The organism is Ectobacillus soli (assembly GCF_042610425.1).
Lineage (GTDB): Bacteria > Bacillota > Bacilli > Bacillales > Bacillaceae_G > Ectobacillus.
On sequence record NZ_JBGJZM010000001.1, the window covers coordinates 1,576,839 to 1,598,906 of the forward strand.

The 22,068-nt window shown below is 37.2% G+C and carries 23 protein-coding genes and 1 tRNA gene; 11 read left to right on the forward strand and 13 right to left on the reverse strand.

The window, feature by feature from the left end; translation table 11 throughout:
* Positions 1-71 precede the first annotated feature (71 nt).
* Both ACAN53_RS08195 and ACAN53_RS08200 read right to left on the reverse strand, forming a co-directional pair.
* Positions 72-644, reverse strand: coding sequence for an ANTAR domain-containing response regulator (locus ACAN53_RS08195; RefSeq protein WP_379968860.1), 573 nt, complete (start codon positions 642-644; stop codon positions 72-74).
* Positions 644-1,726 (reverse strand): sensor histidine kinase, encoded by a 1,083-nt coding sequence (locus tag ACAN53_RS08200; RefSeq protein WP_379968862.1) that lies wholly within the window; start codon positions 1,724-1,726, stop codon positions 644-646. Before ACAN53_RS08200 ends, ACAN53_RS08195 begins: the two co-directional genes overlap by 1 nt.
* 420 nt (positions 1,727-2,146) lie before the next feature.
* Here ACAN53_RS08200 and ACAN53_RS08205 point away from each other — a divergent pair, with 420 nt between their 5' ends.
* From ACAN53_RS08205 to ACAN53_RS08225, 5 genes are all read left to right on the forward strand, one after another.
* A complete protein-coding gene (locus tag ACAN53_RS08205) occupies positions 2,147-3,511 on the forward strand; it encodes an MATE family efflux transporter (RefSeq protein WP_379968864.1) in 1,365 nt (454 codons plus the stop codon).
* Between the two features lie 302 nt (positions 3,512-3,813).
* Positions 3,814-3,886, forward strand: a tRNA-Ala gene (locus tag ACAN53_RS08210).
* Between the two features lie 490 nt (positions 3,887-4,376).
* The gene (locus ACAN53_RS08215) at positions 4,377-5,321 is read left to right on the forward strand and encodes an FAD:protein FMN transferase (protein ID WP_379968867.1); all 945 of its coding nucleotides are present in this window, start codon (positions 4,377-4,379) and stop codon (positions 5,319-5,321) included.
* Positions 5,305-5,598 (forward strand): hypothetical protein, encoded by a 294-nt coding sequence (locus tag ACAN53_RS08220; RefSeq protein ID WP_379968869.1) that lies wholly within the window; start codon positions 5,305-5,307, stop codon positions 5,596-5,598. The genes ACAN53_RS08215 and ACAN53_RS08220 overlap by 17 nt, the downstream gene beginning before the upstream one ends.
* Complete coding sequence (locus ACAN53_RS08225; RefSeq protein ID WP_379968871.1) at positions 5,582-6,070, forward strand: hypothetical protein; 489 nt, start codon at positions 5,582-5,584, stop codon at positions 6,068-6,070. Before ACAN53_RS08220 ends, ACAN53_RS08225 begins: the two co-directional genes overlap by 17 nt.
* Before the next feature lie 21 nt (positions 6,071-6,091).
* Here the strand turns inward: ACAN53_RS08225 and ACAN53_RS08230 are convergent, their stop codons facing one another.
* From ACAN53_RS08230 to fosM, 3 genes are all read right to left on the reverse strand, one after another.
* The gene (locus ACAN53_RS08230) at positions 6,092-6,766 is read right to left on the reverse strand and encodes a hypothetical protein (RefSeq protein ID WP_379968873.1); all 675 of its coding nucleotides are present in this window, start codon (positions 6,764-6,766) and stop codon (positions 6,092-6,094) included.
* Positions 6,767-7,119: 353 nt separating this feature from the next.
* Positions 7,120-7,482 carry a cyclic-phosphate processing receiver domain-containing protein gene (locus ACAN53_RS08235; protein ID WP_379968875.1) on the reverse strand — a complete coding sequence of 121 codons (363 nt, stop codon included), beginning with the start codon at positions 7,480-7,482 and terminating at the stop codon, positions 7,120-7,122.
* A 137-nt stretch (positions 7,483-7,619) separates the two neighbouring features.
* Positions 7,620-8,042, reverse strand: coding sequence for a FosM family fosfomycin resistance protein (gene fosM / locus ACAN53_RS08240; protein ID WP_379968877.1), 423 nt, complete (start codon positions 8,040-8,042; stop codon positions 7,620-7,622).
* Positions 8,043-8,614: 572 nt separating this feature from the next.
* On the opposite strand from fosM, the gene ACAN53_RS08245 reads away from it, so the two are divergent.
* The 5 genes from ACAN53_RS08245 to ACAN53_RS08265 all read left to right on the forward strand — a co-directional run bounded on the left by ACAN53_RS08245 (position 8,615) and on the right by ACAN53_RS08265 (position 13,961).
* On the forward strand, positions 8,615-10,222 hold the full coding sequence (locus ACAN53_RS08245) for a ribonuclease J (protein ID WP_379970288.1): 1,608 nt from the start codon (positions 8,615-8,617) through the stop codon (positions 10,220-10,222).
* 468 nt (positions 10,223-10,690) lie between these two features.
* Positions 10,691-11,338 (forward strand): cupin domain-containing protein, encoded by a 648-nt coding sequence (locus tag ACAN53_RS08250; protein ID WP_379968879.1) that lies wholly within the window; start codon positions 10,691-10,693, stop codon positions 11,336-11,338.
* A gap of 445 nt (positions 11,339-11,783) precedes the next feature.
* A complete protein-coding gene (locus ACAN53_RS08255; protein ID WP_379968881.1) occupies positions 11,784-12,974 on the forward strand; it encodes a DUF2515 domain-containing protein in 1,191 nt (396 codons plus the stop codon).
* Positions 12,871-13,347, forward strand: a complete 477-nt coding sequence (locus tag ACAN53_RS08260; protein WP_379968883.1) for a CBO0543 family protein — start codon at positions 12,871-12,873, stop codon at positions 13,345-13,347. Before ACAN53_RS08255 ends, ACAN53_RS08260 begins: the two co-directional genes overlap by 104 nt.
* A gap of 239 nt (positions 13,348-13,586) precedes the next feature.
* Positions 13,587-13,961 (forward strand): nuclear transport factor 2 family protein, encoded by a 375-nt coding sequence (locus ACAN53_RS08265; protein WP_379968885.1) that lies wholly within the window; start codon positions 13,587-13,589, stop codon positions 13,959-13,961.
* 61 nt (positions 13,962-14,022) lie between these two features.
* Here ACAN53_RS08265 and ACAN53_RS08270 read toward each other — a convergent pair whose 3' ends face one another.
* A complete protein-coding gene (locus ACAN53_RS08270) occupies positions 14,023-14,451 on the reverse strand; it encodes a ferritin-like domain-containing protein (protein WP_379968888.1) in 429 nt (142 codons plus the stop codon).
* A 216-nt stretch (positions 14,452-14,667) separates the two neighbouring features.
* Between ACAN53_RS08270 and ACAN53_RS08275 the strand changes: the two genes are divergently transcribed.
* Positions 14,668-14,964 carry a gamma-type small acid-soluble spore protein gene (locus ACAN53_RS08275; RefSeq protein ID WP_379968890.1) on the forward strand — a complete coding sequence of 99 codons (297 nt, stop codon included), beginning with the start codon at positions 14,668-14,670 and terminating at the stop codon, positions 14,962-14,964.
* Between the two features lie 152 nt (positions 14,965-15,116).
* On the opposite strand, the gene shc is transcribed toward ACAN53_RS08275, so the two are convergent.
* The 7 genes from shc to ACAN53_RS08310 form a co-directional block, all read right to left on the reverse strand.
* Positions 15,117-16,970 carry a squalene--hopene cyclase gene (gene shc / locus ACAN53_RS08280; RefSeq protein ID WP_379970289.1) on the reverse strand — a complete coding sequence of 618 codons (1,854 nt, stop codon included), beginning with the start codon at positions 16,968-16,970 and terminating at the stop codon, positions 15,117-15,119.
* A 301-nt stretch (positions 16,971-17,271) separates the two neighbouring features.
* Positions 17,272-18,090: a sugar nucleotide-binding protein gene (locus ACAN53_RS08285; protein WP_379968892.1), complete on the reverse strand. Its 819-nt coding sequence runs from the start codon at positions 18,088-18,090 to the stop codon at positions 17,272-17,274.
* Positions 18,091-18,645: 555 nt separating this feature from the next.
* Positions 18,646-18,804, reverse strand: a complete 159-nt coding sequence (locus tag ACAN53_RS08290; RefSeq protein WP_379968894.1) for a hypothetical protein — start codon at positions 18,802-18,804, stop codon at positions 18,646-18,648.
* A 200-nt stretch (positions 18,805-19,004) separates the two neighbouring features.
* Positions 19,005-19,649, reverse strand: coding sequence for a TetR/AcrR family transcriptional regulator (locus tag ACAN53_RS08295; protein ID WP_379968896.1), 645 nt, complete (start codon positions 19,647-19,649; stop codon positions 19,005-19,007).
* Between the two features lie 45 nt (positions 19,650-19,694).
* Positions 19,695-20,768 carry an ABC transporter permease gene (locus ACAN53_RS08300; RefSeq protein ID WP_379968898.1) on the reverse strand — a complete coding sequence of 358 codons (1,074 nt, stop codon included), beginning with the start codon at positions 20,766-20,768 and terminating at the stop codon, positions 19,695-19,697.
* Complete coding sequence (locus tag ACAN53_RS08305; RefSeq protein WP_379968900.1) at positions 20,765-21,490, reverse strand: ABC transporter ATP-binding protein; 726 nt, start codon at positions 21,488-21,490, stop codon at positions 20,765-20,767. The genes ACAN53_RS08300 and ACAN53_RS08305 overlap by 4 nt, the downstream gene beginning before the upstream one ends.
* 143 nt (positions 21,491-21,633) lie before the next feature.
* A complete protein-coding gene (locus ACAN53_RS08310) occupies positions 21,634-21,963 on the reverse strand; it encodes a DUF2325 domain-containing protein (RefSeq protein ID WP_379968902.1) in 330 nt (109 codons plus the stop codon).
* Between the last annotated feature and the right edge of the window lie 105 nt (positions 21,964-22,068).

The window sequence follows — 22,068 nt, forward strand, 5'->3', positions numbered from 1 at the left end:
AATGCAAAAAAGCGCTCGAAGCTGATTCTGCTTGAAGAGCAGAATTGCTACAAAGCGCCATTGCTTTTTTGCTATACACTTGTCAGTTTCATAATCGTTTCTGCCACGCGGCCAAGCGTCATATGACTGTTCATGCTCTTTTTCTGCATATATCGGTAGGCCTGATCCTCGGTATAGTTAAATCGCTGCATCACGATTCCTTTTGCTCTTTCAATCATTTTTCGTTCCGCCATTTTCTGTTCCAAACTCGTAATTTTTTCTTGCAGAGCAAGGAACTGCACGCGCTGACTAAGCGCAATTTCAACAGCTGGAAGCAATTCTCTTTCTTGAACTGGCTTAACCAAATAGCTATTAATTCCTGCCTTCTTCGCATCTTCGACAAGCTCCTTATGACTATAGGCCGTAAGGAGCAAAATCGCACAATCCGAAAAGCGTTTAATAATTGTGGAAGCTTTAATCCCATTCATTTGGGACATCTTCACATCCATAATAATTAAGTCAGGCTGTAGCAAGCGAGCCTTTTCAATTGCTTCTTCCCCGTTTCTACCTTCTCCTACGACATCGAATCCGTGCTCTTCCAGCATCTCCTTCAAATCCATACGTGTAATCGGCTCATCATCGACAATCATGACCTTCGTTTGCATCATATCATCACCTTTTCTGGAATCGGAAACGATATGGAAACCTTCGTTCCTTTCGCAGAATGGAAGAATGAAAGATCACCCTGCAGTTCTTCCTCCACTAGCATTTTCACAAGCTGTAAGCCTAAAGACGAGCCTTGCGAGGAAGAAGTACCCTCCATTCCACAGCCATTATCCTGCACAATAATCGTCGCAATCTGTTTTCGATCATTGATACAAATTTCAATTCTGCCCACATCTTGAGAAAGGAAGGCGTGCTTCATACAATTTTGAACGAGCTCGTTCACAACAAGAGCTACTGATGTAGCCTTATCTGAACGTAATACTAACGATTCTCCTTGTACATGGATCTCAATATGCTTTTCTGGGATATTAAACGAGGAAAGAAGTAACGTTGCCATTTGCTCCATTACAAACGTAACATTCACTTCATCCATTCCCGTTTTCGCCAAATAGTCGTGAACCATTGCCATACTCGAAATCCGTGATACACTATCTTGAAAAACTTCTGCAACCTCTTTCGACGAAGATCGCCTCATTTGAAGCCGAAGCAAGCTCGCAATTACTTGTAAATTATTTTTTACCCGGTGATGAATTTCCTGCATCATCATCGAATGAAGAACGGTCTGCTTCTCTCCAGCAGTGGAAGATTGCATGAGTGTCTTCACGTTTTTCTCATTTTGAATGAGCTGTGAAATATCCTGTTCTTTTATTAACACTGCTATTGTCACACCGTTTTCATCCGTAATTGGTACAATATCCTGCTGCATGACCACTTGTTCCTGGGAAATCCCCCTCGAACCAATAACAGACTTGCCTGTTTGTAAACTAAACAAAACCCCAGGTTCATTTTCCTCATAGGCAATTTGACCTACCACACAGTTTCGATACAATGACTGTGTCGTACTTGGATGTGCCTCAGCTACTACAATCGCAGTCTCTCGATCTGGCAAAAAACAATCTATAAACATATCCGCCTGTGAAAGATCCGCAATCACTTGAAGATTTCGAGCAAAATTTGAGATAATCTTACATTGATTTTCAGATAGACTAGTAGTTTGATATAAATTTAACATATCTATCATATCGCTAGTCATCCCTTCTATACATTCCAAAAACAAAGCTGCTTCACTTGTTCCAATGAAGTAGGAACCATTTAATATTTGAGATTACTATAGCATACTGGAATTTCATGACAAGAGGTTTGGTAGATTATCTTACATGAAAATTCCAATGATCCACCTTGTAATTATTGTGAACTCCTAGTTTGGTATACAATCAATCGTTACAACTACTAGCACTTCTATATTTTTTATCTACGATTTTATACAATAGACTTATTATTATGATGCACCCTACGTAAGACCCCTACCTTTTCAAAGAAAAGAGAGTCCTCCTATTAATGCTGAAAAAAATTTAATATTTCTATTTCTCTTTCCTATAAACAAGATTACAATGAATTTTGTGCATAAATAATATTTCATTAAAAATAAGGAGAATTACTTTTGGTTGTTCAAACAAATCCCTATCAAGAACAGACACTTTTCCATATATCTTGGCCTATTTTTATAGAATTAGCTCTTCATATGGGTATGGGAATAATAGCTACACTTATGCTAAGCCATTATTCTGACAGCGCAGCTTCTGGTGTTGGCGTTGCTAATCAATTAGTAAGTATTTTTATTTTAGTTTTCAATGTTACTTCGATGGCAGCAATGATTTTAATTGGTCAAAGACTCGGTGCAAAACATTTAAACGAGGCTCGCCAATTGGCTTATTCAGCCATTGGCTTGAACTTTTGGTTTGGTATTATCGTTTCTTTTATTGTTGTAACCTTTGGCGGACAGCTACTACTTTTATTTGATATACATGGTGATGTCCTACAGTACGGACTTACATTTATTCGTATTTCTGGAGCTTCTCTGTTCCTTGAATCACTTTCATTAGCGTTAAGCGCGATCCTTCGAAGTTATGGATATACGAGAGAATCCATGATTGTAACGGTTTTAATGAATGTTATTAGTATTATTGGGTACAGTTTTGCTATTTTAGGACTTTTTAATTTTCCTATTACAGGTGTAATAGGCGTTTCGTGGACCATAATAGGTGCCCGTACATTTGCAATTTGTGCTCTTTTCTATTTAATCTATAACAAGCTTGCATTACGAATCCAGTTCGATACTATTTTCAAATTAAATCGAAAAGATGTCCACGCAATGCTTTCCATTGGCATTCCATCAGCTGGAGAAAATATATCCTATCAATTTTCCCAGTTGGTTATTACTGCTTTAGTTGCTACTTTTGGAGATGCTTCCCTTGCTGCAAGAATTTATATAACGAACATATCCATGTTTTGCTACTTATTCACGTTAGCAATTGCAGAAGGAACGCAACTGCTTGTTGCACGTTATGTTGGGGGAAGACAATATGAAAAAGCATTAAAACGAGGAGTACGAACCTTAAAAATAGCTATGGTTGCTTCTTTTCTCACTTCATTCGCTACCGCTCTTATCGGTACACCGATATTAAAATTATTTACTAGCGATTTAGCTATCCTTGCAGTCGGCCTTCCTGTATTATGGGCTGTCGCCTTTACAGAACCAGGAAGAGCTATGAATATCGTTTTAATGAGTTCATTAAAATCATCAGGTGATGTTCGTTTTCCAGTTGTAATTGGGATTTGTGCAATGTGGGGTATCGCTGTTTCTCTCAGCTACGTGCTAGGAGTTCAATTCGGACTCGGTTTACTAGGTGTTTGGATTGCGCAAGGTGTAGATGAATGGTTCCGAGGTTGCTTCGCTCTTAAACGATGGCTTGGCAAACCGTGGAGAAAACAAGTACACGTTCAAACTAATTTCATTGCAAAATAAAATGAAAGTAACCTTTGATTTAAAAAGTACATCTTGGTAACGTCGCCAATACAAAGAGGAGCTTAACTAGAAGATTGTTTATATAAAGCTAAAGAAAGCCTGAGCAAATATGAGGTTTGGCACGTAGTTGTTTTATGTTTCTTATATGATTTTATATTTGTCTTTGGAGTTTTTTCAAATTAACTGGCCATTTCTAGAAAGTAGTTTCACTTCTTACAAAAAAGTCATGATTCTTCTTTAATCATGACTTTTTTTTCATATCGTTCGATTGTATACTACGTAATAGAAATTTTTATTATTTCGGGGCATTAGCTCAGCTGGGAGAGCGCTACGCTGGCAGCGTCGAGGTCAGGGGTTCGAGCCCCCTATGCTCCATCTTTAAAACCCTTGTATTCCAAGGGTTTTTTATTATATTTTTGTTTGCGGCTTTCGACTTAAATAATACTTGGGGACGAAATTTATAAATTTCTACTTTTTACCCATGCATCTAGAATAATGTTTGATTAAATTTATACTACTACCCTTGATAACCGAACAAAAGAAAGAGCGTGTTTTTAAAAAAAAGATTGATCAAAACACGCTCTTCTATATTCAATTGAATCCATCCTTTATAGTAAGTTTGATCATCTCTGTGATCATTCTTCAATTAAAGCCCCCGTTACTTTAAGTAAAAATATTCACAAACTTGCTTTTACTATGAGGGTAGTCTTTTCTTGTTATCTTTTTTGAAGAGAAAGGTCATGTAAAGAATATGTAACATTCTATTAAGGCTTTATTAAAATATCATTGTTAGAATAGACGAGGAAATCAGCATCCTATCATTACTATACAAAAAAGACCGGAGAAAAGAGGAAAAGGGGAAACGATGACAACGAAGACACTTACATATCTCGCCATGAATACAACATTTGAACTCAGGTTGGATTCCAAACATGAAATTTCAACCGATTTTTTCACTAAGGTCATTTCGGAGACGGAACGTCTCGAACAAATCATGTCCCGTTTCCGGGAAACAAGCGAGCTGACATCCTTGAACCGCAATCCGAACCATTGGAATCACGTTTCCGAAACGATGTATGACGTTTTAAGGAAAACGGAAAAGAAATGGGCGGAGACGAATGGTGCTTTCGATCCAAGGGTTCTCGCATATTTGGATCGATTGGGTTACTCGGGTGCAGAAGTCGCACCCTCGTCTTCGAGCGAGGATGCGCTATTCGACTGGAAGGCTGATGGAAAAGTGAAATTCTCCGCTCCGGTCGACCTTGGCGGCATCGGGAAAGGCTATACGGCGGATTACTTATCCACCTTGATCGAACTGGAATGCAAAGATGAATTGACAGGGTATATCATAAACGCCGGCGGTGATATGATCGTTTGCGGAACGCAAGCAGATGGCAGCGCTTGGAATGTTGGAGTGGAAGATCCCATTCATGCTTCGAATGATTTGGCGATGGTTTTGAGCATATCCGGTGAAAAAACCGCCATTTGCACAAGTTCCACATGGAAAAGAAGATGGGAAAGTGAAAACCGAACCTTCCATCATTTGATCAATCCGTGGACGAAACTGCCGTATCAAGGGAACATGGTGAGTGTGACGTCATTTGCGAAAAGCTGCGTGAACGCGGAAGTTTATACAAAATCCTTGTTCATACAAGATGAGCAGAAAAACATACACTTGCCATACTTGCCTCACATTTCGATCAATGCCAACAAAGAGATTGTCTGTTCGAACGAAATCGTTTCAAATATTATTTGGACTTTTTCCGATTTTCATGGAAAGGAGAATGTTTTTCATGCCGTTAATGACTAAAAAACGTACCATTTTACTATTCTTTACGTTTGTTTTCTTTGTCAGCACTTACGTAACAGTACATTCCTATTTGAAAAACAATCATCCAACCACTTATCCAACTATTTCTAATGTTCAAATACAAAATCAAGCTGATTCTGTAGCAGGACAAATTCAAAAACTACAAAGCAATTTGGATGAAGCAACAAAAGCAAAGAATGCAATCGATAATCAATACTCCAACCTAGTTACTCAAAAAAATGCATTATTACAAAAAGAAGGTGGAACTAATAAATAAAGTATGGAAGAAATCTACCATTGGAATTCTATGTGCTGGTGGTTTATACGCAGGCGTCCTTTATAATGTCCAAGACCAAGTAAGTGCTGCCAATATTCAAAAAAATGCATATTTGCAAAAAATTCAAGAGCGAAACAATTTAAACACAAAATTAAATGACTATAATCAAAAATTATATCAATTACAGCTCACTTACACGCAAACGGTAAATGATACGAATGTGAAAAACCAACAAATAAATGCGCTTAATTCAGAAATCGCTCAAATACAAAACCAAATTGCTGCGATGTCAGTTCGTTCGTCTTCGACGACTTCAGCGAATACAAACAGTGGCACAAGTAGTAGTACAAGTTCTGTAACAACTCAGGGACCAACAGTAGGTAAGTCTTCATCTCCCGCTCCCGCTGTAACTCCAAAGCCAACGCCAACGCCGCCACCGCCTCCCGTACAATCGGTGACAAAGGCATCTTGAAAACAACAAAAATACCGCTATTTACACAGCGGTATTTTTGTGTTTTAACGGAACCGTCATTCTCTTTTTTGGCTCTTTCTTTATTGCCCAGTGACGGTAAAAGAACGTACCAAAAGTAAGTAACGTCGACAACCCATACATTAGCATGAACGCCCGTGTGTCGGATCCACCAAAGAATCCATGAAAGGTGACCAAAAACCAAATGACGATAGAAATCCTGTGAATATCAATCCATTGTTTAAAGTGCTTCCTGATGGATGCGGTGAACCCGATCAGGATAAGGAAATAAAGTCCAAACGCCCCTGCCAAATATGGATAGGGATGTACCGCGGCATGGATTGGGAACCACATTTGTTTGAAGGTTACCCCGGATTTGGGGTCGATCACCGTAAAGATGAGGTGCATGGCAACTAACGTATAAGTTGCCGCTATCAATGCCTGGTGCCATGGCAATAGATATTTCGACAGTTTCCATCTATCCTTATTCCTTGGGTTACTGAGCAGGTTCCCCAGTATGATCACGAAAGTCAAGACTATGTAGGAAACAATAGAGGACGACCGGCTGATGATCCAATATCTTTGGTTTTGAACAATCGGATTATGCCCAACAATCTGCAAACCTACAAGTGTGAATGCAATGATGGAAGCCACGACTAAAAGTAAAAATTTAACTGAAGCATTTCTTTCCTGATTCACTCATTTTTCACTCCCTTTTATCGGATTTCCCTTCATTGTATCAGTGTTGTTTTAAAAATGTTTTAAAAGGAATCAGTAGTAGAAGAATGTCCCTTCCATCTCTGATTCCTTTTAGAGCATTCACAAGTCCTTATAGAACTAAACTGTCCTTTGCTTAAATAATGCTAAATTCATAAATTAACATTTACTTTTACCTTTACTTATTCAAGAAAATGGTCCTTAGCATAAAGACAGTGCACAATTCTTCTTACTGCAGAATTGCACCAAAGTGTTGAAGATTATTACTTAAACCTTATTTAAATAGGCACCCGTAATTAAAAAAGGCCATTTCTACTAACATCCATTATCTTTGGTTATCCAGAGTATTTATTTTGGGTAATTGAATAATGAAATATCTCAATATCACTGTCTATAAAACCTCTTCTTTGAGCTGCTTTAAGGGTATGAAACATATTTTCTCTCCCAACAACATTATCTGTATGAAGGTAGATTTTATCTGCACGCAACCCTTTTTGACAGATGTATTTTACCAGATCATATCCTGTCGGCAACAAGTTTCCATCCATGTCTTCTCCTAAGTCATGGTCAAGGGAGAGTATATGGATCTTATAGTTTTCAATAAAATGTATTGCTTCTTCAATGCTCCTTGCAATTGTATATCCATTTGGACAGTCCCTTAAATCATCCACATACAGATTTATCATTTTAATAGTCATAAGGATTACCTCACTCTATCGTTTTTCGCAAAAGCGCCCTATTGCTGAATATTGTTATTAAGTTAAGCCCCCGTTACTTTAAGTGTATTCCCTCACAATCTTTCCGATAAACCCTTTTTATCTGAACAGGGAAACTATTAATTGTAAAACTCCATATGTGTTTTTTCCTTTTTGTAATAATCCAGCCTGTCTTGTAAAGTACCTGTATGAAATTCAAATTTATGACCATCAGGGTCAGTAAAGTAAATGGATTTTTTATCCTTTTCGTCTCTTGGACGACCTGAAAGGATGTGTACATTCAATTCCTCAAGTTTACGGTACATATCATCAAACTCAGCTTCTTCTATTGAAAATGCAATATGAGTGTATGATTGGCAGATTTCATTACGAGGAATATCTTTTTCTTCATTAAGGGCGAGCCATATACCATTCAAATCAAAATAGGCTGAGCTTCTGCCCTTGACTAACAACTTTGCATCAAACACATTTTTATAAAAATCTATCGATTTCTCTAAATTAGACACAGAAAATAAAAAATGATTAAGACCTTTTACCGACATTATAACACCTCAAAAGTAGACTTTTTAATAATTCCATCATACAAAGGAAACAAATTTTATGGAAGTATTCTGATTCGTTAGTTTAAGTTCAATACTTCACAATCTTGTCTGTATTTCAATATAATATCCAGTTTTCTTTAAAGTAAGTTATTCCATTAAATGGACCGATTGCTGAATATTACTATAACTTATTCATCGCCGACTTTACATATAGTGTAGTCTTATCAATACAGCCATAAAAATGATCCCTATCAATAGATTCATAATTCATTTTATCTTCATAGTATATTAACTCAGAGCCTGTAAGTACTCGATATTTAGCATGTAAATATTTATTACATTCTTTTGTAAAGGAGATATAACTAGGTTTATTTTGATTTTCACCACAGTTTCTGTTAAATACGAATATACAATTTTATATTATTCCATCTATTATACCAAGGACTTCTAATTCAAATCATAATGGGAAATACTACAATTACGAATGGAAACAGGAGGGAATCAATTTGACTATAACAAACAATGTATTGTCCATATTCGCCCTTGGTGGCATAAATGAAATAGGTAAAAACATGTATGTGATCCAATATGCAAATGATATTGTAATTATCGACTGCGGTGCAAAGTTTCCAGATGAAAGTTTATTAGGAATCGATTTAATTATCCCTGATATTTCCTACTTAGAGGAAAATCAGGACAAAATCAGAGCATTACTTGTTACACATGGACACGAAGATCATATTGGAGGGGTTCCCTACTTTATAAGAAAATTGAATATACCCATTTATGCAACGCGTTTTACACTTGGGTTAATTGAATTAAAATTACAAGAGCATGGACTTTTAAGGGATTGTGAATTATTTTCAATTGATTCAGATTCCAATCTTACGTTTGGAGAAATTCATACTACTTTTTTCAAAACGAGCCATAGTATTCCGGATTGTCTAGGCATTGTCTTACATACACCAGAAGGAAATGTCGTACATACCGGTGACTTTAAATTTGATTTAACTCCTGTGAATAACCAATATTCTGATATTCATAAAATGGCTGCAATTGGAGAACAAGGTGTGTTGGTTCTTATATCTGAAAGTACGAATGCAGAACGTCCGGGCTCTACCCCATCCGAACGACTTGTAGGAACCCAAATTGAAGAAGCTTTCATGAATGCTAAGCGAAAAGTCATTATCTCTACTTTTGCTTCGAATGTGAATCGTGTTCAGCAAGTCGTTTCTGCAGCATTAAAAACAAATCGAAAGCTAGCGTTGCTTGGTAGAAGTATGGTGAATATTGTATCGGTTGCGATGGAACGTGGATATGTGCAGATTCCTGATGGGCTGCTCATTGAACCACAGGAAATCAAGCAATTACCTCCTGAAAGTGTGGCGATTCTGTGCACAGGAAGCCAAGGAGAGCCGATGGCCGCCCTCTCGCGTCTTTCAAGTTCTAACTACAGAGATGTAGACATCCTACCTGATGATACCGTTATTATTGCCGCCACTCCAATACCTGGGAATGAACGTAGTGTTTCACGAATCGTAGACAACTTATTTCTTTTGGGCGCGAGAGTGATATATGGTTCGTCAAGTCGAACAGGTATGCATGTTTCCGGACATGGCTACCAGGAAGATTTAAAACTCATGCTTACATTGATGAAACCAACTTATTTTATTCCCGTTCATGGTGAATTTAGAATGCTACATCTGCATCGTTTATTAGCAGAATCTGTTGGAGTCATGAAAGAAAATACGTTTATCATAAATAATGGAGATGTTGTCGAATTTGAAAACAGGAGAGCTTGTCAAACTCGGAAAATACCGTCAGGAGATACTTATGTTGACGGATTGGGTATCGGGGATGTAGGGAATATTATATTACGAGATCGAAAGCAGCTGTCTGAAGATGGAATGTTGGTAATTGTGATAACCCTTAGTAAAACAGAAAGAAAGTTACTGTCTGGTCCCGACACTATTACTCGTGGATTCGTTTTTGCAACGGATTCCGAAAAGCTCTTAAGAGACATCAATCACATCGTAAAAACAACCGTTAACGACTTGCTAGAAGGGAATAGACTGCAAAGAAATAGTATGAAACAAAACATAAAAAAATCGATTGGACAATATGTGTATACCCAAACGAAGAGAAAGCCAATGATCCTTCCCATCATTATTGAAATATAAGTAAAGGTGATATCATGATCATATGGATTTCGATAGGAGCTTTTTTGGGTTTCACGGTAATCGTTCCGCTTGTCTTCCTTTATTATTTACACGCCAAGCGTCCTAAATCTGAACCATTCAATTTTATTGAATATCAACGTACGAAATGCCAGAGTCCTATAGAAAGACGTTTATTTAAAGCACTTTGCTATCATGGTTTCGACGTAAGAATACAGGAACGTTGCGGACCGTATTGAATTGATATAGCTTTACCATCCTATAGAATTGCAATAGAGTGTGATGGTAAAGCATACAACTCAACACCAGTACAGGAACGAAGTTGAATGTATCACTTAAAAAAAGCTAAGATTTTAAAAAGTAAATAACTCGATTTCTTCTTTTTGTTCATAAGATAGGTACCTGCACTACAATTATACATTTGCATAGATTAGTTTGTAATCATAATCTAAAAGCAATGGAGGAATACAAATGGCTTCGTCTTTGGATTACACTTCCCCTACTACACAATTCACTTTCGATGTAAATAATAGTAATCTATTCACAAAGGATAGCCACAATTTTATTAATATCTTAGGGATTAATCAATTAAACACATTAGAAAATGTATCCTTACTCGATATTTTCTTGAGTGCAAATAATGTGATAGAGCCCCACTATCACCACAATGCTGCTGAGCTTGTTTATTGTATTTCAGGATCTTCTGTAGTTTCTATATTCAACCCATTTACAAGACAAATGCAAGATTATCCAATTAAACCAGGTCAAGTTGCAAATGTTCCACAAGGATGGTGGCATTATGAAGTAGCAACTGTAGATAACACACACCTTCTGGCGATATTTAATACACCAACTCCTGAAGTGATTTTAGGTTCAGATTTATTAAAATATACGCCATCAAATATCATGTCACATACCTATTGTCTCGATGAGAATCAGTGGAAAAAATCCACTTCTCCTATACAGCCTTCTACATTTATAGGTCCGTCTAAAAATTGTAATCGTAAGCAAAATCCAAATGATGAAGTTAAATTAAACTATCATAATCAGGGCTATGACCAACATCACTATCAAAACCACTACATTCAATATTATCAACATCCACGGTATTGGGGATAAATTACAACGTAAAAATATCATTTCCATAAATTATTCAACCCGTTTCCTCTAAAATTAATACCATTCCAATAATAAAAGAAATAACCATACGACTTGGTATACCCTTTTTCTTGAAGATACCACACGATATTTATGTTACTTTGCTCTCTATAATTTATATCTCCTGTAACAAAGTACCGATCATATACAGATTTCCCGTAGATGTACAGGCTATATGAAGATAAAACACATGTAATTAAAACTAGTATAATGAATTTTTTCATAGGTTGCCTCTCTCTTTTTAGTGTAATTTTACACAAATAGAGATTATTTTTCTACCATATTTTGGACATAAGAAAGAAGTTCCTTCCATAGATCATCATTTATTCTTCACGTTCTTAATAAGATGGTGATAGCCGGTCTACGCCCTAAAAAAAGAATATCCATATTAACGGGAGGAAGAGAGATGCACCACAACGATTGGAAAAGGAAATGCAATGGCTTTTCCAGGACGATTCCGTATTCTCTTTTAGATGTAAAAAATGAATTAAAGAAAAAAGGTAAAAAAAAACAAACTTCCGTTAAAACATGGGAGTTAACAGAAGAAGAGGCAATGCTAATTCATCAGATTAAAGAACGAACAAGGCAACAAAACAAAAATAATATAACGCGAACACAGGCCTATTATCAGTTTTACATCCGCTACCCAGAAATACACTGGGCACTACTTGGACATATGGTATCGCGTAATGGCGGTTGGAATATGACGGATTTAAAAGGTGAGTTATATACAAGACTATTGTCGGAGAAAGAGCAACTCACCTTCTTTTCTTTTTTGGAACGAGGGAATTGGTTAATCTTCCAGGATGTATACCCACAATTTTTGTTGTATGAACAAAGTGTCAAAAGATCTAAACGACTGTTTCATCTTCTTCCTTTTTTCAATGTATCAACATTTATGGAAACGATGTGGAACCACTTTTGGAGAACAGGCGACCACTATACGTTAGCCATTTCCACTGTTATTAATGAACAAAGCTATCTAGAAAAAAGGATCATTCAAAATGCTCATTTTAAAAAGACCATACTAAATAGTATCGGATTTAAACTTTATGATTTTTTTCACTTTAATCAAATTCTTTTTCCATTCTATAAGGATGAGACCGAACAAAAAACATTACTAGTCGGTGATACGATGAAGCATTTTACCTCCCTTCATGAGCGGATTTTGCTAGGCAAACGATTATACTCACTGCTGTTTCGCCATGAGAACATCTTAACAGGAGTAGTAGATTGGGCACAGGATCATCCACATACCGGTTCGCGAAAAGACTACTGGCCACATTTGTTTTATGATGTAAACGAATCATTCCCCCGTACATTTTATAAACGGCGGATAAAAAAATGCCAATTAAGAAAAGATGCGGATCGTTTATACAGTCCGCGATTACTATACGCATGGAAAGATGTTAATCATGAAGAGATGGAGCGCACAGACTGGTTCGAAGATTGGCACATTATAGACTACTTAATCGATAAAGGAGAAAATACAGATGGAAAGATTTATGATGAATACTGCAAAACGCTTGAAAAAATTGAACTTGCCATTCTCGCCAAAAAAAGCATCCTGCTCCGAGAAGAAGCAGAAGACGAGTAATCATCGGGCTTTTGTAGCCACCATCATTCTCTCTAGTTTCATCGGGACGTATTTAGACTTACTGTTTGTCGGTAAGCAAATGTATGCCTTTCCAGTAAGGCCATTCCCAGATGTATTTACACTCAATGTGGCTTTTACATTATTGATATTGCCAATCTTTACTGCGCTCTTTTTACAGATTGCAAAAGCATTGCCTACCTTTTCAAGAATGCTGTTTATCGTTTTGATTGGACTGAGTGTAGGTGTTTCCGAACAAATTGCGGAGAATGTAGGATGGTTTACTCATAGCGAAGCATGGCATCATTCTTATTCCCTTTTCGGATACATGATCTTCATGCTCCTCTTATGGAAGTTTTATCGATGGTTTCAATAATAGGCGACTGTTTTATATTGTACAGGATAAACCTCTTTTCATGCAGAGGGACTGAAAAATCTTTTAATCATTGTTTGGCCTTCATAGATAGGATAATATATCTTTACATAAGTCTGTTCCCCGCGTCTCACCTTGTTAATTGGCAAAAATCATAAGTGATGACTTAAAATAGGTTCTGTATAAGTTGCCCAACTATAGCCAGTAAACGTAAGGCAAGTACAAATTAGGAGTGAACCTAAGTGAATTACGATGAACTCAAACAAATCATCTATCATCTCGAGTGCAGTCACTTAAAGCCAAACGTTCGCGTATCTGCTGAAAAACTCTCTACCATTCTCGCAGATGACTACTTCGAATTTGGCACTTCAGGACATATTTGGAGAAGAAGTGACTATGCAGGTGATCATCCGTTATCGCCTGATCGATTCGTCATTTCCAATTTTGACATTCATCTCCTCGCACCAGACTGCGTATTAACGACGTATCATATATTAAATGAGACAAAAGCCGTCAGCACCCTTCGTAGCTCCATTTGGAGAAATAGCAATGGTACGTGGAAATTGTTTTTTCACCAAGGAACCAAAACGAACGAACCACCTTTTACTAATCACTAATGGTAGTTCGTTCGTTTTGGTTTGATCTAGTCCATGATTTTGTTAGTATATAGTACGAAAATCATTTAAAAAAAGATAAAAACCAAACTGCATGATTTTGCTCATCAGCTGCTGCGCGGCGGAACTGTTCTTTAATATAAGGATTTTGTGCTTTATCAGCAATATCTAAATAGAAATCGACGGTTTCTTGTTCATCTTTAAACGCCATTCTAAGACCTGGTTGGTATTCGTTTGCGCAAGATTCCATCATTTTCGGCGTTGGTTGTGTTCCGCTAAGAGATGTATAAATATGTGAAAAGGATTGAAAATGCCGGATTTCATCCTTTCGAATTTCAAGTATGCGATCTTTTTCTTCTTTACTAGATGCAAGCTTTGCCAGCTGTTCATAGCATGTAATCGCACCATATTCCCCGTTAATCGCTTTCGCAACATCCTGTATGAGATCCATGTCTGACGAAGGTCGACTATAATAAGCATTATTATAATACATGTATACACTCCCCCTTCCAATTTATTCTCATAGTAGCGTATGCCCCGGTATATGAGTGGAAAGTTGTACATTAATAATTGTTTTAATAAAATGTGCAGCCCAAAGTCGATTGATACAAGCAATTAACAGCAACCTTTTAATTCTTAGAAATTGTAAAAATTTTACTTATATAATTTTCCTACAGCTGGACAAATTAAATGACGTGGAGGTGATAAAATGACGAATAACTTTAAAAATCAAACTAATAAAACGGTAGCTGGTACAGATATACAACAAGTACGTCAACAAAATGCTCAGTCTGCACAAGGAGCAAATTCATTTGCAACTGAATTTGCGTCTGAGACGAATGTGCAAGAAGTACGTCAACAGAATGCTAAATCTGCACAAGGTAAAAGTTTGTCAGGATCTCAATCATCCCTTACAGAATTTGGTTCTGAGACAAATGTACAAGAAGTGAAAAAACAAAATGCTCAAGCAGAATCACACAAAGGGCAAAATGTGAATCCTTCTTAATCTGCTAAAAGGGTGTCTCCAAAGTAATTCATTTTTGGAGACACCCTAATTTACTGAAGATTTATATCGATAGGATGTCGCCATTCGGTGCCGATTCATCAATAAACCACTCTTAAAGGTTAAAGCACAAAAAATCATCCCCTTTTCTCTTATTAAACCTTACTAAATTTCCTTTTAAAATTAGCTAACGCTACTAATGGCCAAATGTATTCGTAACTATGGTAATGGATATAAAATGCCCCTGCTGCGCCTCTTCCTTTTGGATAGTATGTCGTCCAGTCTTCGTGCTTGCCGTCTACTAAAAATGATATTCCCCGTTCAATTGCTGGTGTAATGTTAGCAGAAACAGCAATTAATGCATCTAGCGCCCATGCCGTGTGAGTACTAGTACTTACTCCTAATGGCACATAATGCTTTTCACTATCACTTTTACAAGATTCACCCCAGCCGCCATCTGCATTTTGGGTTTCTTGCAACCATTTTACTGCCTTTTGCATGGCAGGATGAGTAAGAGGCATTCCAACTGCAGCCATTCCGGTTACAGCTGACCATGTTCCGTATACATAACAGATTCCCCACCGTCCTTGCCAAGAGCCGTCTAATTTTTGATTGTGCAGTAACCAGTCTACACCCCGCTTGATTACTTGATGATCGATGTTTAAACGTGTACAGCTTCCAAAAAACTGCAAAGTTCTCCCCGTTAAATCTGCCGCCGAAGGATCAAGTAAAATTTCCTCTCCTAGCTCGGCTAGCAGCAAGGAGAGGAGTCGCTGATCGACATTTTTTTCAAACGCAGGCCAACCGCCATCGTTGTTTTGCATAGAAATGACCCAATCTATCCCAACGTCCCATGACTTACGAAACGAAGTTTCTTTGATAGCAAGTGTGCGAATTGCTCGCAAAGCGGCAGTCGAATCATCAACATCCGGATTGATTGAGTTATGATTTGAAAAGCCCCATCCTCCTGGCTTTGTAAGAGGATTATGGATCGCCCAGTCGCCGTATTTCGTATGCTGACGGGAAAGTAAATATTGATTCGCCTTTTGAATAACTGGTGCGGAAGAAGAAACCCCCGCTTCTTGCAAAGCGTAACTGATTAATGCTGTGTTCCAAACGGTTGCCGTCGTAAATTGCATATGCTTTGTATCGTCAATTTGAGTTACCATAGACTTTAATCCCTTCAAAGCTTTCTTGATAACGGGATTACTTTGGGAGTAACCCCTAGCTAATAAGGCAAAGATCATCAAAAAGGTTGAGCTAAAATAATTGTAAAGGGTTCCGTCACCTTCTATTCGCTCTATCATAAATTGTTCTGCATGTTTTAATGCCTTGTCATGAAGCTCTTCTTTAAAACCAGGCAACTTCTCTATCCCCTCTGTTATTTGCCTCCATATCGTTTGTCTCCTGTCCTCTTTATTCAATTTAGGCATGGCTTCCCTCTCTAGTATCAAGTCAGTTAAATCCAACGAATGCTTTGTTTTCATACTAAATTGACGGTCAGCTAGAATGAGAAGGGGGGCAAGATTAGCCCTGCCGAACACAGAAAGATCAAAAAAGTTTACTGGGAAGGTATACGGTAGGAGGATTGCTTCTATTGGAAGGAATGCATCACGGGGCCACTCGTATTGTCCGGTTATCGCTAACATGATTTTTGTAAGAAAATGAGCCTTCGTAATGCCTCCATTTGAGACTATAAACTGCCTCGCCCTTTGCATCTCCATATCTTGTTTGCTTCGATAGCCCGAATAAAGAAGAGCAACGTACGCTTCAATCGTCGATGATACATTCCCGTCTCCCTCATCATGAAATAGCTTCCATGAGCCGTTTTTCTCTTGTTTGCGTACAATCCTTTCAACGAACCCTTTGATTAATTCCTCGTCATTTCGGTCCAATGTCCGCAACAAAATAATCATATAACAATCACATATAATACCAGTCTCAAACGGATAGTCCCACGCCCCATCTAATGTCTGATCATGAACAAGCACATCCACAATTCGTTTCATTTCGGTCTCCACTTTATGTAACACGTATGATCATCCTCTCTTTATCAATCTGTCATTTCCTAAAGATGGGGAAACCATCAAAACTGGTACCATACTTTCATACTCTTCTCTATCTGAATTTTATTCCTATCAATTGACTGTTTATCCTTATTCACATTTTTTAAGCAAAGTAACGATTGATGGAAAGGAAGAAATCGTCCGCTTGCTGCTTATTGATACTCCCATGACAGCAGAACCGTGGGGAAAAGAAGCAAATGATACGACAAAAACGAGGGGAGATGAGATTACCCATCCCCTTTTCTCACCCTACAAGCATCTGAATAATAGCTTCATTCGTAATTTGCAGCTCTTTTGGAATATCTGTACGGCTAGATTCCAATCCAAAATACCGTATTTCTTCCGTTTCATCAAAGAGATGATACGGAAGATTTACATCTTGATTCGTTATCTTCCGAAGTAAGTTTTCAGCAAATTTAGCATGCATCATCATATCAGTAGATCCTAGATGAAAGATTCCTTTTAAGTTTTGTTCGAAAATATACCGCATTTGCTTAGCAAGTTGCGTATCTAATAGATTATTACACGCCAAATTATGGTATATTTCCATTGCTTTATTGCCAGAAATAAATTCTTTTAATTGATTAAGTCTAAGTGATTCCTTTCCCCATATTTGGGGAATACGAATAATTGATACATGTTCACCTAATATTTGCTGTAATATATGTTCACATTGTATCTTAAAATTACCGTATTCAGATTCAGCTACAGTTAAATCAGCTTCTTTATGGTGCTGAGAAAAATCTCCATCAAAAACATTTGCAGTAGAAAAATAATAAAGCATACTTTGACTCTCTTGTAAAACAAAAGCCAATTTTTGATGAAATGCAAGCTGATGGGGAAACTCTCCTCTTAAGCAAGAAACAACGATTTCTGGTTTCATTTCACGTATCATTTCCAGGATCTTTTCACCTTGCTGAATATCTAAATAGAGTTGTTTCCCTCCAGGTAAGAGGGAAACGGAAGAATGATAGGTTCCATATACATCAAACCCATCCCTGCATTCCTCAAGTAACGCTTTTCCGACCAGACCGCTTGCACCAAGAACTAGTAATTTTTTCATTGCCTTTCCCCTTTCCATCACATTTTAAAATCTATGTACCTACAAATTGGGTTATTATCCTCCAAGTAACAAAAAGATTCCAAAACATATAGATGCTATGCCAATAAGGAATAGCATTAAAACAAGTGGTAGTAGAAATGAATCGGATAAAATTTCAATCGTACTTACCACAATAACCACAAAAATTACCCATAAATTATCTTTCGTTGTTCTTTTCTTAGCCTGAAAATAGAAATAAATACACAAAGAAACGACGATTAATAATCCGAAAACGAGACACAATATACCTGGAATTATCATATTTTTTCTCCGTTTTTCGTATATTATAGCAAATATTTCATATTTTAATAAGTTACGTTAAGAATGATTTTTTTGGGAAAATACTGAATTCTGGTACTGATTCATTACTTGGATACATTCCTCAACAATGCGTTTCCTTTTAGACTCTATTCTTTTAAGCTAGGACGATTCTCCCCCTATACATCTATGAAAAATAAATTGGCACCAGAACTGGTACCAATTTTGCAAACTCTTCTCTTTCTATAGTTAGTTCTTTTAATAATGTTGATAGCCATAATGATGGTGGTGAGGATAAGGATAATACTGTGGATAATGGTATGGATAGTGATGATGATGAGGATAATAACCTACATGGTATGGATTGTAATAGTGATGATGATAAGGATATCCGTATACAACTGGATTTCTCTCCATTTTCTTCACTCCTTTTTATCTCGACTTAGTAGTATAGTTATGTGTCCATCATGAAATAGGTAACAGGGATAAATACCTATTTCGTATCGTGTGGATTGTACACTATTAGATAGGTAGGAATCTCTATAAATACTTATAACAAAAATGGCATGCTTTATAAAAACAACATGCCACCTTTTATTCAATCTAATTTCTCACGATCACCGCACCCCGTCCAAAATAAATCCAACAATGTAATCAAGCTCTTCCTCTTCCACATCTCCCTCAAAGAGAAAGATAAATCGTGTAGTGAAGTAGCCTCCTAGGAAGGTGCCGAGCATTTTCATGATGACGGGTGTAGGGAGATTTTTTATTTCGCCTTTTTCTTTAAACGTATCAATGATGTGCTGGACGAAGACGAATATATCTTTATCCACATACGAAAGAAATTCCTTACGCAGTTCATCTCGGTATAGAAGCTCTTTTACTAAAATTTTAAACACTTCCCGATTTTCCTTGAGGAAATTCATTCTATTGAGCACAACCGCTCGCAAAAATGATTCAAATGTTTCAAATTTGTCCGGAGAAAATTCATGCATCATTCCTTGGGCAATAGAAGGCAGTAACTCCTTTATAAACGGCAGCAAGACAGCAAGAAGAAGATTGTCTTTCGTCCCATAATGGCGGAAAATTGTTCCTTCTGCGACGCCGGACGCTTTTGCAATTTCGCTCGTGGATGTATTGGCATAACCTTTTTCCGCAAAAATTTTGATGGTCATCTCTGCAATTTTTTGTTGCTTTTCGGTTGGCTTTTTCGATTTACTCGTTTGCGATAGAAGATTATCGAGAATATTCCCTTCTATCATCGGTTTCACCACCTTTTTACAAGCTTTCATTAAAACAAATAGGTTCTACTGCTTCCGATATTTTTTCATCGCTAGTACATTTAATAAGATAAAGATGCCTGCAAATAATACTAATATACCAATATCCCCTTGGATCGTGCTAAGTCCCTCGCCTTTATACATAATACCTTTAATGGCATCTGCTGCGTAATACAGAGGCATCATTTTCCCAATGGATACTACCCAATCTGCCATTCCTTTTAGTGGAATAATGCCTGCAAAGAAGATTTGCGGTACGATAATGATCGGAATAAACTGAACCATTTGAAATTCAGATGAAGCAAATGTTGATAACAGTATGCCCAGTGATAAGGCAACAAAGGCAACAATAAGATTTACCAAAATGACGTTCCATATCGATCCTACCAATGTAATGTTGAGAACTGAAATGGCATAAAATACGACAATCACGGTTTGAATTATCGCAAAAATTCCATATCCTATTAAATATCCGAATATAATTTCTAATCGTTTAATTGGCGTTGCCATTAACCGTTCGAGCGTTCCTGTTGTTCGTTCCCGCAGTAATCCAATTCCCGCTATTAAGAAAACAAAGAAGAAAACGAAAAAGCTAATGAGTACCGGGCCGAGCACATCGAAAAAGCTCGTATCCTTCGTTCCGTACTTATAATACGTAGTAATTTGCGGCTTCGTATTCAATACTTTTGCTATAGCAGGGTTCTGTGCAACCTGTGATTGGATTGCCTGTGCCTGCGCACTAGCAGTAATTACCTGCGTAACCTTCATTTCTAATGTTTTCGCTGATGTAGGGTCATCGTTTTTTATCGTTAAGCGAAATGCTCCGTTATTCACTTCCAATACACCATCAAGACCATTTGTTTCAACCGTATCATCCGAAACTGTATCTAGCTGCTTGACATCAATATTCGCATTTTTCAGCGTTTCAACTAGCTTGCTATCTAGATGATTTACACCAAGAACCGGATTCACCGTATTTCCATTAAACACATAGTACATTAACGTTAGGATTAACAAAGGGGCTAAAAATAATAACGCAAGCGTTCGTTTATCGCGCACCAATTCCAATACAATCCGTTTAATTAAGGCTGCTATTCTCATTGTTTCGCACCTCCAGCTTGCAAGAATACTTCCTCAAGGCTAGTTACCCCATATTGCTCCTGCAACTGTTGCGGAGATCCACTTGCTATAATGCGTCCTTCGCGAACCATCGCGAGTTGGTCACATTTTCCCGCTTCATCCATGACATGCGTCGTCACAATAATAGTTTTTCCTTCTTCTTCTTTGAGACGAAGTAATTCTTCCCAAACGGATTTGCGAAGCTCTGGATCAATCCCAACAGTCGGCTCATCTAAAATGAGCAAATCTGGATTTTGAATTAACGCAATCGCAAGCGAAAGCCGGCGTTTCATCCCGCCTGAGAAGGCAGACACCTTTTTTGATAATTCATTGGTTAGGTTAACAATACTTGCCGCGTAAGCAATACGCTCCGCTTGCTCCTTCTTTGACAATTGAAAGAGTGATGCGAAAAATTGTAAATTTTCCTTCGCTGTTAACGTTGTATAGAGGGCATCAGACTGCGCCATATATCCAATGTTTTGTAGAACGTGTAAATTTGGCATCGTTTTACCGAGTACCGACACCTCACCCTTACTCGCTTTATCCATACCGACAATTAATTTCACAATCGTCGTTTTTCCTGCTCCAGAAGGCCCAATAAATCCATAAATCTGTCCTTTTTCAATTTCCATATTAATATCATCGAGAACCATTTTCTTACCATAATGCTTACTTACTTGCTGAATACGAACGGAAGCATCCATGTATCTTCCCTCCTTTAAAATTGTGAGTGATTACTCACTTTTATTATATTTGGAAAAAACCTACGAATCAAGTTCAAAGCAATAAATTAATTTTTAAATCTAAACACAGTAATTATTAAAGAACAACTATTTACTTTATTGAATCATTGGCTAATTATTTCTACTTTTTTCTTCCTTTTGCTCGCTTTATAGCTTGCATTTTTTTGTAATTCTGCTTGGATAGAAGTCCAGGATCGTTTTGAAAAGTAAATAGGAATTGACTGTTCTTGCGCTTTTCTTTTAATAATTGTTGAAAGATTATGGTTAATAAAATCAGTTAGCACTAATACACCATCTACATTACTAGGTATTACCTTTCTAGTCATCTGTACTTTTCGCCCGCTTAAATGAATGACTTCTTTAATTCCCTCATACTCTAATTTTTTGGTAATTTGACCTAGCTTATCTCCACCAACAATTAACAATGATTCCACGACCATTCGCTCCCTTCAAAAATAAAAGACTTCAACTCTTTAACCTATAATTAGGTAAGAATTAAAGTCTCTAGTTGTCTAGTCGACGTATTTAAATAAAATTAG

Coding starts and splice junctions, on each gene's coding strand:
- ACAN53_RS08255 (WP_379968881.1), top strand. CDS start 11,784: ATGCACCACAACGATTGGAAAAGGAAATGCAATGGCTTTTCCAGGACG.
- fosM (WP_379968877.1), bottom strand. CDS start 8,042: ATGTCGGTAAAAGGTCTTAATCATTTTTTATTTTCTGTGTCTAATTTA.
- shc (WP_379970289.1), bottom strand. CDS start 16,970: ATGAAACGAATTGTGGATGTGCTTGTTCATGATCAGACATTAGATGGG.
- ACAN53_RS08305 (WP_379968900.1), bottom strand. CDS start 21,490: ATGGATGCTTCCGTTCGTATTCAGCAAGTAAGTAAGCATTATGGTAAG.
- ACAN53_RS08290 (WP_379968894.1), bottom strand. CDS start 18,804: ATGGAGAGAAATCCAGTTGTATACGGATATCCTTATCATCATCACTAT.
- ACAN53_RS08270 (WP_379968888.1), bottom strand. CDS start 14,451: ATGTATTATAATAATGCTTATTATAGTCGACCTTCGTCAGACATGGAT.
- ACAN53_RS08260 (WP_379968883.1), top strand. CDS start 12,871: ATGGAAAGATTTATGATGAATACTGCAAAACGCTTGAAAAAATTGAAC.
- ACAN53_RS08220 (WP_379968869.1), top strand. CDS start 5,305: ATGCCGTTAATGACTAAAAAACGTACCATTTTACTATTCTTTACGTTT.
- ACAN53_RS08235 (WP_379968875.1), bottom strand. CDS start 7,482: ATGACTATTAAAATGATAAATCTGTATGTGGATGATTTAAGGGACTGT.
- ACAN53_RS08300 (WP_379968898.1), bottom strand. CDS start 20,768: ATGAGAATAGCAGCCTTAATTAAACGGATTGTATTGGAATTGGTGCGC.
- ACAN53_RS08275 (WP_379968890.1), top strand. CDS start 14,668: ATGACGAATAACTTTAAAAATCAAACTAATAAAACGGTAGCTGGTACA.
- ACAN53_RS08195 (WP_379968860.1), bottom strand. CDS start 644: ATGCAAACGAAGGTCATGATTGTCGATGATGAGCCGATTACACGTATG.
- ACAN53_RS08215 (WP_379968867.1), top strand. CDS start 4,377: ATGACAACGAAGACACTTACATATCTCGCCATGAATACAACATTTGAA.
- ACAN53_RS08295 (WP_379968896.1), bottom strand. CDS start 19,649: ATGATAGAAGGGAATATTCTCGATAATCTTCTATCGCAAACGAGTAAA.
- ACAN53_RS08285 (WP_379968892.1), bottom strand. CDS start 18,090: ATGAAAAAATTACTAGTTCTTGGTGCAAGCGGTCTGGTCGGAAAAGCG.
- ACAN53_RS08245 (WP_379970288.1), top strand. CDS start 8,615: ATGTATGTGATCCAATATGCAAATGATATTGTAATTATCGACTGCGGT.
- ACAN53_RS08200 (WP_379968862.1), bottom strand. CDS start 1,726: ATGATAGATATGTTAAATTTATATCAAACTACTAGTCTATCTGAAAAT.
- ACAN53_RS08250 (WP_379968879.1), top strand. CDS start 10,691: ATGGCTTCGTCTTTGGATTACACTTCCCCTACTACACAATTCACTTTC.